General features: G+C 69.5%; 11 protein-coding genes. All 11 read right to left on the reverse strand.

Features of this window, described 5'->3' with window-relative positions:
* Positions 1-44: 44 nt before the first annotated feature.
* A complete protein-coding gene (locus ACWGO0_RS33805) occupies positions 45-542 on the reverse strand; it encodes a hypothetical protein (protein ID WP_375852337.1) in 498 nt (165 codons plus the stop codon).
* Entirely contained in the window at positions 539-1030 is a 492-nt protein-coding gene (locus ACWGO0_RS33810; RefSeq protein ID WP_375852338.1) for a hypothetical protein, read from the reverse strand. The genes ACWGO0_RS33805 and ACWGO0_RS33810 overlap by 4 nt, the downstream gene beginning before the upstream one ends.
* A 13-nt stretch (positions 1031-1043) precedes the next feature.
* Positions 1044-3485, reverse strand: coding sequence for a hypothetical protein (locus tag ACWGO0_RS33815; protein WP_376041042.1), 2442 nt, complete (start codon positions 3483-3485; stop codon positions 1044-1046).
* Positions 3485-7261 (reverse strand): hypothetical protein, encoded by a 3777-nt coding sequence (locus ACWGO0_RS33820; protein WP_380736068.1) that lies wholly within the window; start codon positions 7259-7261, stop codon positions 3485-3487. The genes ACWGO0_RS33815 and ACWGO0_RS33820 overlap by 1 nt, the downstream gene beginning before the upstream one ends.
* 77 nt (positions 7262-7338) lie before the next feature.
* Positions 7339-7896: a hypothetical protein gene (locus ACWGO0_RS33825; protein ID WP_375852327.1), complete on the reverse strand. Its 558-nt coding sequence runs from the start codon at positions 7894-7896 to the stop codon at positions 7339-7341.
* An 11-nt stretch (positions 7897-7907) separates the two neighbouring features.
* Positions 7908-8402, reverse strand: a complete 495-nt coding sequence (locus ACWGO0_RS33830) for a hypothetical protein (RefSeq protein ID WP_376175194.1) — start codon at positions 8400-8402, stop codon at positions 7908-7910.
* Positions 8403-8427: 25 nt separating this feature from the next.
* A complete protein-coding gene (locus tag ACWGO0_RS33835) occupies positions 8428-9414 on the reverse strand; it encodes a phage tail tube protein (RefSeq protein WP_375852329.1) in 987 nt (328 codons plus the stop codon).
* Between the two features lie 3 nt (positions 9415-9417).
* Positions 9418-9618 carry a hypothetical protein gene (locus ACWGO0_RS33840; protein ID WP_365438247.1) on the reverse strand — a complete coding sequence of 67 codons (201 nt, stop codon included), beginning with the start codon at positions 9616-9618 and terminating at the stop codon, positions 9418-9420.
* A gap of 24 nt (positions 9619-9642) precedes the next feature.
* The gene (locus ACWGO0_RS33845; protein WP_376041182.1) at positions 9643-10107 is read right to left on the reverse strand and encodes a hypothetical protein; all 465 of its coding nucleotides are present in this window, start codon (positions 10105-10107) and stop codon (positions 9643-9645) included.
* Positions 10107-10661 (reverse strand): hypothetical protein, encoded by a 555-nt coding sequence (locus ACWGO0_RS33850; RefSeq protein ID WP_375852331.1) that lies wholly within the window; start codon positions 10659-10661, stop codon positions 10107-10109. The genes ACWGO0_RS33845 and ACWGO0_RS33850 overlap by 1 nt, the downstream gene beginning before the upstream one ends.
* Positions 10662-10675: 14 nt before the next feature.
* Positions 10676-11045 (reverse strand): hypothetical protein (locus ACWGO0_RS33855; protein WP_453543712.1); only part of this gene is annotated, 370 nt, incomplete at its 5' end.

An 11045-nucleotide genomic window follows, 5' to 3' on the forward strand; every position in this document is an offset into this window, starting at 1 on the left:
AAAGGCCCCGGCCATCGGCGCGGGGCGGGCGGGGTAGGGCTGGGTCAGTTGGCGGTCTGGTATTCGATCTGCGCGCGCAGGATGTGGCCGGCGGCGAGGGTGGACGGGGCGGCGCCGGTCATGGATGCGGCTCGCGAGTCCGTGGCCGATGTGGGGAAAGTGCAGGAGAAGACGGTGCTGCCAGCGCTCATCACGGCCTGCCCGGCCCATGTTGAGGCGCCAGCCGCGAGCCGGGCCGTGCCGAGGTAGTCGACGACGGCGGACGTTGCTGCGAACGGGACGCTGAAGGCGTAGGCGCCGCTGCCGTAGGTGGTGGTCGACCCCATCTCCAGGCGGATGTCGGCAAGGCACTTCCGGCCGACCTTGAGATACCGGCCGGTCAGCACCCCGTTCCCGAGGGCCGGGTTGGTCGTCGCTGTCCACGTCGGCGTGTACGTGGTCCACGCGTCGAACATGCTGTTGAACTGGTCGCGGATCTCCTGGTTCAACAAGGCCGCCGTGACGGTCTCGCCGACGATCCACGTCTTCGGTGCGAACGTCACGCCCCCACCTCCGGGGCCTCCGGCTCGGGCGTGGGCTCGGGCTCGGGCGTGGGTTCCGGTTCCGGCTCGGGCTGCACCGGGTTGCGCGGGTCGTCCGGGTGCCACCAGAACCGGCGAGTCAGGCTCAGCGCCTCGGCCTCGGCGGCCTCGATGTCATCGGGGACGATGAGCGGCACCCAGTCCCGCCGGCATTCCGCGCACCCGAAACGCGGGTCGGCCACGGAGACGGCCCACGCTGTCCGGCAGGCATCGCACTCGGTGATCCACCGGCCGTCATCGATCCAGGCGTACAGCCCCGGATGGTCCGGCACCGACTCGGTCGGGACGGGGACGCGGCGGCCCAGCCGGTACTCGACCCACGCGTAGACCAGCTCGGCCCCGGGGATCTGCGACCAGTCTTCCGCGGGCTGGCCCCGGCGCGGGGGCGGCGGCAGGTAGAACGTTTCGGCGGTCACGATGGACGCGGCGGGCAGGGCGGACACGGCCATGGGCGTGCTCCGATCAGTAGGCGAGGCGGGTGGTGGAGTCGAGCCTGGAGTACACGGGATCGCCGAGGACCCACACGGAGTCGTTGAAGGAGGCGCTGGTGTGGAACTGGATCACGTGGCTGCGCTCTTTGATCGTCTCGGTGTAGCCCTCGACCGTGACCCGCATCGAGGACGCGGGCGCCTGCGAGGGCAGGCCGTAGACGGTGAAGTAGCTGGAGATGTCGGCGTCGAGGATGTCCAGATAGTTGGGCATCGTGTACGCCTCGATCACCACCTCGCGCAACTCCGGCCCCGGGTTTGCGTACCGGGACACGACCCAGTAGGCGGCGTCCAAGACGCTGTTGTCGCTGGTCTTGAGGATGTCGAGGGGCTGCGGCTCGTACAGTCCGAACGCCGTGATGCTCGAGGGCGCGGTGACCCGCTGGGTGGCGCCGCCGGGCCGGGAAGCCTGCAGCGAGTTGACCATCTTCTGGTCGTCGTCGGAGATGCTCGTTCCCGGCTCGAGGTCGGCGTAGGTGACCGTGAACACCTCGCCGGACGGGTCCGGGTTGTAGCGCAGGTCGCGGCTTTGGAATGCGAGCCCGAAGTAGTCCCGCTCGGCGTACAGCTTCGCGGACTCGGTGTACTCCACCTCACGCATGCGGGCGACGACCTGCGTGCCGCCCGCCGCCTGGGACGCGATCGGGTCGAACGTGCCACCGAGAATCGTCACGCTGTCCACGCCCGCATACCGAGCCAGCCGCTGGATCCGCTCGGCCGCACTCTCGCCCGCGTACCCGGTCGCCCCGGCCCTGTAGTGGCTGGCGAGCCGGGACTCGGCGGCCTGGGCCACCCCGTACAGGGCAACGTAGGCGATCGACCCGGACCACAGGCGGGTGCCACGGTAGCCGCCGATATGCAAGATGCGCTGGTCGGTGCCATAGGGCACGGATACGCCGGCCATCGCCAGCGCGCCGTCGAGGAACACAAGCTTCGAATATTGGCCAAAGGCCACGTGGTGCCAGTTTCCGTCCGCCAGGCCAGGCGTAAAGGGGATCGGTGCCGTCGCCAGCGTGCCGCCGGTGTCGGTCCATTCGATCTGCAGCTGGCCGCTGCCGGACAGGGACAGCACGTGCACGTACTGCAGGTCCGGGGACGCCAGAGCCATGATGGCCCGGCCGGCGGTGGTGGTCTGGAACCAGCACTCGAGCACTGGCCGGCCGCCATTGAGCTGCGTTTGGACGTCGTCGCCCATGTTGGCCGACAACCATTTCCCGGCCGTCGCCGAGGACGGAGTGAACAGCGGGACCTGGTCCTCGGTGGCGGGCGGCCCCGGCGCGGCAGCCATGGCGAGGGTGCCGCCCGTACCGACCTGCTGAATGGTCAGGGATCCCGCGCCGATGCCGGACAGGTCGCCCGCGCTGGTGGAGTCGGACGGCTCGGTCAGCGGGTAGAACGCGAGCGGCCCGGACGCGAGGACCTCCTCGGCCGCCATGCTCCGGAGCACGGGGAGCCGGTTGAGCCGCTTGAACAGGTCGGTGCACGTGACCGTGACCGTGCTGGAGAGGCCCTCCCAGTCGACGGGGAACTCGTTGGCCGTGCCGCAGAAGCGGGGCTTGATGATGGCGCCGACCAGGTCCCACTCGATGAAGTCGTTGGTGCCGCCGGTGCGGGTGGCGGGGAACTCGACCGCGTGCGTCTGGCTGGACACCCACGCGGGCGCAGCGAGGGTGCGGCGCACGGTCCAGCTGAAACCGTCGCGGGACGTCTCCCAGTAGACGGTGCCGCCGGACTCCCGGACCCGCAGCCACGCGTGGTCGATCGGCGAGTAGGTGAGGTTCACGGCGGACCCGTCGAAGTACGCCGCCTGGTTCGACGCGGCGAGGAGGCCGGTGAGCGCGTCGTACCGCCAGCCGATCCGCGTGCCCGCCGTAGTGGAGTTGACCCACATCGACGCGGCCACGTTCGACGAACCGCCCGCCTTCGGGACGGTGACCAGCTTGGCAGTGAGGCGGCTGCCCTTCAGCGTCCACTGCCGCACCGACTGCAGGCCCGCATCCCCGGCAGTGCTCACCGGGATGCGGACCACGCCGCCCCGCTCGACGACCCCGCCGTAGGAGTTGGGCCACAGCACCGAGTCGACGCGGCCATCGTCGAAGTCGTCGCCCAGCTGCCCGACCGGGTAGGGCGCCGCCCCGGACCGCGTCGGCATGTGCGCGACCGCGATCCGGATCGGCGCGTTGCGCCGCACGAACGGGTAGTACGGCGACGAGGAGTTGCCCGGGGTGAACCGGCCGTCGTCGTTGTCCAGGGCCAAGGTCGCCGTGCCAGGCTGCGTCTCGGACAACTCGTCGGCGGCGCCTCGGGTGATGGTGATTGCCCGCGCTGTGCTGACGTACTGACTGATGTCCGTCCAGGTGATGGTGTCGGGGTACTGCACCAGGCCGCCCCAGCCCATTTCCACCAGCCACGCCACTACGCCACCCCCAGCTTCACGTTCAGGCCCTGCGTTCTTTTGAGCATGAGCAGTACGCGCTGCAGTTCCTTGCCGACAGCGACCGGGTCCATTGCCCCGTTGATGTCGACCTGTACCTGCATGACCCCGCCGCCCCCGCCGGCCACGACAGCGGGCCGCCCCAGCACAGGCTGAGCCGAGGCGACGCGGCCGGTGACGACGCCGAGGGCGCGGTCGACTTCCGGCAGCGCGCCGACCAGACCGCGGGCCAGGCCCTGCGTGGAGAAGCGCCCCAGCTTGGCCATCACCGTGGACGGGCTCTTGATCCCCAACGCTTTCTTGATGCTCTTCTGCATCCCCTGGGCGATCTTCAGCATGAGCTTCTCGATGTCTTTCTGCTGAGAAGCCAGGCCCGTGAGGAACCCCTTGCTGGCGTTCTTGCCGGAGTCGTACAGGATGTCCGCGCCCCGCTTGCCCAGCTTGTCCGTGGACTTGTCGAGCTGGCTCTGCAGGCTGTTGATCTGCTTGAACGTGTTCTTGTCCGCGCCGACCAGAGCGGACGCGTAGGCGTAGCCGTCCTCCGGGCCCATGTTGAGGATCTGCCGCAACAGCCCCTTGTTCAGGCCCTTCTTGGCGAGGATGTCGATGTACTTGCTGAACTGCTTGATCTTCGCGAGCTTGGCCGCCAGGCCGGCCTTGATGCCGCCCGCGGTGACCTCCTCGGGCTGCATGCCCAAGTTGCCGAGGCTGGCCTGGTCCCGTGCGTTCCTCGTGACGTCCTTGGCGTACTGCTTCGCCTCGGCGATCTTCGCGGCGAGCTTGTCCCGCTTGGCCGCCAGGGCCATCAGTCGACTCGTCTGGAAGTTAACGGCGGCGACCAGGCTGGACTCCTTCTTGCCGGAGAACGCCGTCTTGATGTCCTTGACCAGGTCAGCCGACACCGACTTGATCTTCGCCCGGGTGCTGGTCAGCCCCTGAATGAAGCCGCGCCCAACGTCCTTGGCGAGCGCCCGCGTCTTCTTCGACGGTGACGCGATCTCCAACTCCGTCCGGATGCCGGCCGTGACCGCGGCCGCCATCGTCTGCGCAGCGGAGAACACCCCTCCCGTCGAGCCGCCCATCCCGGTGGTCAGGCCTCGGGCAGCGTCCCGCCCGGCACTGGCCGTGCCCGCCTTCAGAGCGCGCGTGGTGGTGGCGTCGATGACACGTCCCGCCTGACCGAACACGACCAGCTCGGGCCCGTTCTCACCGACCAAGGACACCTCGCCCGCTTCGACCGGGCCGCCTGCGGCGTTCTTGCTGACACCGCCCTGCCCGGTGTAGGGCCGGGTGTCGGTGCTGTACTGGGCGATCGTCTGCCGAACGGTCGTGATGGTGACGGTCTTGTTCCGCAGTCCCGCGAGGGCCTGCTGGATCGCGCGGGCGGCGGCGCTGGCCCGGTCCCGCGCCTCCAGCGTGATCGTCTTGTCCTTGAGCGCGTCGCGGGCCTTCTGGACCGCAGCGATGTTGCCCTTGGCGTTCGCGGTCTCGGCCGTAATCTTGAACCGGCCGTCCTTCAGCCGCGTGACCTTGAAACCGAGGTCGCGCAGCATGCTGACCGCGTCCGCGGTGAGCGCCTTGACCGTGACCTTCTTCGAGTCGGGCGCCTTCTTCATCGCCGCCACGACACCGTTGAGGCTTGTGATCGCGCCCTCGGTGCGCATCTCCAGGCGCATCTTCGGCGACGGCATCTTCAGCAGCGTGCCCGCGAGCCGCTCGGCTTCCTTCCGGTTGCCGGTGATCGCAAACGCGTTGTCGACGAGGGTCTTGCGGCCCTTGTCGTAGATCCGGGTGACCTCTGTCCACGAGGCGCCGTTCTCGCGGGCCTTGGCCGCGGCGTCCTCGGTCGCCGCCGCCATCTGCGACAGGGCGTCCCGGTTTGCGCGGCCCTTGTCCGTGCCGACGTCGAGGGTCTTGCCGTTGGCCTTCAGCGACTTGGTGACGTTGTCGATCGCCGCTTCGAACTTCGTCTCGGCGTCGAACGCGTTCCGGGACGTCTCCGACAGCGCCTGGATCGACTGGCGCAGCCCGTCCGCACTCATCTTCTGCGCGTTCAGCTTCTGCTGCACGGCCTGCGCCTGCGCGCCGAACAGGCCCATGCTGTCGGCGGCGAGCTGCTGCTCGAACTTGGCGTCAGCCAGAGCCTGCTTGTAGGCGTCCAGCCGCGAGGTGAACTCACGGGTGTCCCGGCCGCCCTTGCCGTAGGCGTCGCTCATCCGCTTCAGCGCGGCCTCGGCCAAGCTGGCGTTGCCGCCCTTGACGAGGTTGGCGAGCGCCTGGTCGATACCGTCCAGGTCCTCCTTGGCCACCTTCATGGAGTTGCTGTCCGCCATGCCCAGAGTGAAGATCCGGTTCATGACGTCGTTGAACGAGTCCATGCCGCCGCTGTGGCCAGCGACACGCTCGACAGCGGAGGCCAGGCCCTCCATGTCCTTGCCCATCACCCGCGCGGCCTCGCCCGTGACCCGCCCGGTGCGGCCCAGCGTGCCCAGCGACGTGGTCAGCTTGTCGACGTCCGGAGGCACCGACTTGCCCCGCTGCTGCAGCTCGGCGAGCGCGACCAGCAGCAGACCGATACCCGTGCCAGCCAGCGCCACCTTCGCGCTGCGGGACAGGGCGCCGATCGCCGCGCCGACCGCGCGCAGCCGCCCAGGCGTGCCCGCGGCCGCGTTCCCCATCGCGATGAGCTGCGTCATGAACGCAGCCACGGCCGTGCGCGCCGCGGCCAGACCGAACGCGGCCGCCTTAGTCACCTTCATCGCGAACGCCAGCTGCAGGAGGGCGGCGATGGTGCCAGGCGGGACCGCCGAGACGAGCTTGGCGAGGACGTTGATGACCTGCAGCATGCCCACGCCGACGTCGCTGCCCGCCCGCAGCACGTTCATCAGCGTGGTGCCAATGTTGCGCAGGACGCTGGAGACCAACGGCCCCTGGGCTCTGGCGTAGTCCATGAACTCTGCCAGGTTGCTGCCGACCTTGCCGTCGCTGGTGCGCAGCAGGTGCACCAATCCGTCGTTCAGGTTGCGCAACGTGCGCTGTGTGAACGTGGTGAACTTGTCGTTGAGGCGGTCGAAGCCAGGAGAGGCCATCGAGCCGCCGATGATCGTCAGGAAGCGGTCGGTCTCCGACGAGGCGGCACGGACTAGGCCGGACGTCTTCGGCAACAGGGCGTTGGCGATGCCGATGCTCTTGATGACTGGGGCCATCGTGTCGCCGGCCAGCTCGTCGGACCAGTCCGCGAACTCGTCCTTGAGCACGCTGAACGCGGCCGCCGCCTGACGTGTGGCGGGCGGCAGTTCGGCCACGGTCTTGGCGTAGGCAGCCTGCGCCTGCGCTGCTTCCGCCGAGGTGGCGCCACTCTTGGCGACCGCGTCCTGCCACTTCGTCTCCGCCTCAGCCGCGTCGCCCAGAGCAGAGATTTGCGGGACCAGGGCGGCACCCATCGCTGCGATCGCGACGGCGACCGTGCCCGCCCCGGCTGCGATCGGCGCCAGCGTTGCGGCGACCGGGATCGCGGCCGGAGCCAGCAGCAGCGCGGCGCCCGCCAGCTTCTCCAGCGCCTTCCCGCCGGCCTCGCTGTCCTGCTGCATCTGGGACAGGCGTCGGGACGTGTTACTGGTGAAGCGGCTCATTGCGACATTGCCGCGAGTGGTCGCATCGTCGATGCGCCGGTGAAGCCGCTGCGCGCGGTCCCCAATCCGGTCGAAGACGTGGCTCAACCGGTCCTGGCCGGTGAGGAGGAAGTTCATCGACGGCACGGCTCAACCACCTTCCGCCTGGAGGGCTGCCTGGTGCTGGTCGATCCAGGCGGTCAGGTTGTAGAAGTCGTCGATGGTCAGCTCGTCGACGGCTGCAGGGGGGATGTGGAGGACGTGGGCGAAGAGTCCGAGGTAGAGGCCTCGGGCTCGTTCGATGTCGGGCTCGGGCTCGTAGCCTCGCCCGGTGTCTCCTCCGGCAGCGGCTCGTCGGCCGCCGCTTTTGGGCTGGTGGCCCGGGCGTCGATCAGGGCGCGCGCGTGCTCAGGATCGGCGGCCACACTCGGCAGCCGCTCGAGGAGGATGCCGGCCACCGTCTCCGGGGTCAGCTCGCTGTCGTCCTGCGTGGTCGCGAACGCGTTGTCGACGTAGGCCTCGACTTCCCGCCGGTCCATGCGGGAGACCATCTCGTCCACGCCCGGGTCGAACTCCCCGAACCGCAGGCTGGGCTGGGAGCGCTTCTTGATGACCCAGACGATGCCGCGCATCGCGTCCAGGTCGTCGCTCTCCAACCCCTCCTTGATCTCCTGCCACTTCATGTCGACGGTGCGCTGCACGATCGCGGCCTCGGACACGCGCAGGCTGGACGCGTCGTACTGCTCGGGCTCGCCGCCCGCAGGGGTGTAGACAACGATCACGGGTGTTGCTCCTATTCGAGGTGCCGGCGCACGTCATCGACGACGCGGCCGACTTCACGGGTGATGCGGTCGTGGTGAGAGCGCACGGTCCGGTCCCACCACAGAGGCGTGGCGTTCTGCTGCGCCCACCGGCGCTTGTTGCCGAACACGGGGTGCCGGAGGCGGCCTTCGTTGAGCCGGTTCACGACGCCCATGGGGATGTCTGGCGGCAGGAGTCCCTTGTCGAGCCAGACGCGGGCGCCCGGATTGCCGGTGTTGCGGACCGAGATGCGGATGGCTGCGGCGATCGACCGGCGCAGGGGGCGCGTGGTCGGCGACCGCCCGCCACGCTTGCCGAACCCCCGGCCCTGCGAGCGGATGTCCAGGCGGCGGATGGCGTCCTGCAGGTCGTCGCGCAGGGGTTCCGCCGCCCGCCGGATGCGCCGGTGGAAGCTGGAGCGGATGTTCTCGTGACCGGCCCGGCGCAGCCGCGCCGACAACTCCAGCAGCTGGCCGGTACCGATCACGCGAATGTTCTGAACCACGCCGGGCTCACAGAGTCGCTTCGGTCGAGATGATCTCGATCTTCGGCTGGTTCGTGCCGTCGTACAGGCCGGTGAAGTTGAACGTCGGCTTGACGACGCCGAAGCCATCCACGGTGGGCGGGCCCTCGTCCAGGCGGACGGCCGGGAGCGTGACCCGGAACGTGTCGGCGTAGGTCGTCTCGATCAGGGCGCCGGTGAACTCCCACACCAGGGAGAACGCTGCGTCCGAGGTGTGGAGGTCGTCCAGGGTGGTGGCGGCGTAGTCCGTCTCCAGCGACCCGGTGATCTTCACCTGGTCGTTGGCGATCGGCTCCTTCTTCAGCGACGCCTGGTTCGCGTAGAACCGCTCCACATCCTGCGGCCGCTCCACCTTCACCGACACCTTGCGGATGCCGTCCAGCGCCGTCTCCGACCCGAACGCGCCCGTCTTCAGGGTCATCTGCCCGAAGTGGAACGGGGACGAGTTGCCATACGACGCGACCGCCAGGGGCTGCGCCTCGTCGCAGTCCTTGCCGTCGAACTCGAACGACCCGGTGAGCATGCCGCCGACCTCGCACGCGAACTCCGCCGAGGTGACCTTGCAGCCCACGAAAGACTTAGCCGTGACCGTGCCAGTCGTCAGCGGCACGCCCTTCTGGATCGTCAGGGACTTGCCCCGGGTGTCCGCCAGGAGGTGCGTCTGCATGTACGCCGTGGTGGTCGACTGCTTCACCGGCGTCACCGACGTGCCCATGAGCGCCTGGACCAGGGCGCCCATGCCCTTGTTGGCGACCTCGATGTCCAGGCTGCCCTCCACCTCGCGGCGGGTGAGCACGCGCCGCGACGACAGCGCCAGCAGACGGCCGGCCGCGATCCCCGCCGACTGCGCCGTGGTCTTCTTCAGCGCCAGCGATTCCTGCGTGAACTCGATGAACTTCGACGGCGCCACGTAGGTGCCGTAGGTCGTCTCGGCTGCGATGCCGAGCTGGGCACCGAGCCCGGATCCGATCGCCATGGATCAGCCCTCCTTCTGCGGCTTGACCGCGGTCTTCTTCGAGGCCTTCGCCCCGGGCTCTTCGACGGACTCCCAGTTCGCGGGCTGGCACACGTAGCCGTCGAACCTTTCGTCCGAGACTTCGACGACCTCGTCCGGGTGGACAGTCCGGCCGAGTTCGGGCACGGTCACCGGCTCCGGCCCCAGAAAGCGCACACGCGCCATCACTTGCTCCCTTGTGGTGGTGGATCAGATACGGGCCTGGCAGGTCACCGTGAACGCCAGCCCGGCGGTGCTGCCCTCGCTCTGGATCTGGGTGAGGTCGCCCGCGGTCAGGTGCGCCCACAGCACCGCCCCGCCCAGCGTGGGCGCGTCCGGCGCGTCGGTCGTGGCGCGCAGCGCCGTCTCGATCTCCCCGAGGATCGCGAACACTGCAGCCCGGCGGGCCTGCATGTCCTTGTCGCCGGTGCGGGCCTCGATGTACCCGGCGATCTGGAACGTCTCGTCGCGGGTCCTGGCGCCAGCGCCGTTGAACGTCTGGGCGAGAGACACCGCCGACTCGCCCCCAGGCTGCCAGCCCACGAAGAGCAGGCGCCGCGGGGTCAGGTTGACCGCTGGCGGCCCGTCGACGACCGTCACGTCCGCCAGGCCGGGTGCCGCCCGCAGCACCGCCAGCAGCCCGTCCACAGCGGCCGGGACACGAGAGGTCAGCATCAGGCCACCCCCGGCGGGACCTTGTACGGCTCCAGCAGCTGCAGGACCCTGTTCGGGATCGCGTAGCCCCAGCCGGGCACCGGCTCGGTCACGGAGAAGTCGTCGCCGCCGCCGATGCTGCCCAGCCCCCGGGATGCCCCGTACTGGGTACGCCACAGGTGCTGAAGCAGGATCCGCGCGGCCAGGTTGATGGTGGGCGGCACCTCGCCGCGGCCGGCCGTGTACGTGACCCGCCACAGCGTCCCCGTGAACGAGCCGCCCCGGTAGCGGACGATGCCCGTGGCGCCGTCCAGGACGAGCGCGTCCAGGTCGAGAGCGTCGCCCGCGTCCACGGCCGGGACGACCGACACCAGGGCGACGGCCGGAATGTGGGACAGGCACAGGGAGCTGCTGCGGCCCTCGATCGTCTCGGCGAACTCCCGGGTTTCCACCGGCCCGACGTGCCGTTCGATCGCTGCGGTCAGTGCCTCGATGTACACCTGCAGCTCGAGGTCGTCGGTGTCCGTGTCGTTGTCGAGCTGGGCTTTCGCCTCGGCGAGGGTGAGCAGCGCCATGGAAGCCTCCCGGGCTACTTCTCGACGGCCGACTTCGTCGTGGGCTTGCGGCGGCCGGTGGCCTTCTCCGGCTCGCCCGGGTTGGCGGTGTTCTCCTCGGGCGGCTGGCCGTCCTCGCCGTCGTCGCTGTCGTCGTGCGGCTCGGCCAGGCCTGCCGCGACCATCTGCTTGGCCTCGCCGTCGGGCAGGTCCACGCTCTGTCCGCGCTCGGGCCAGGGCTGGCCGTCGCGGGTGCCGGAGATCGTGACCTTCATGCGGACGCGCATCGCTGGTTCCTCTCTTGAAGCGGGGCGGGCGAGCAGAGCGAGGCGCTGCGCCGTCGCCTCCTGCACCTGATCCTCTCCGGCAGTCCCGTTCCCCGGTCCGCCATCGCCGACCTCTGCG

Source organism: Streptomyces sp. NPDC055749, from assembly GCF_053617235.1.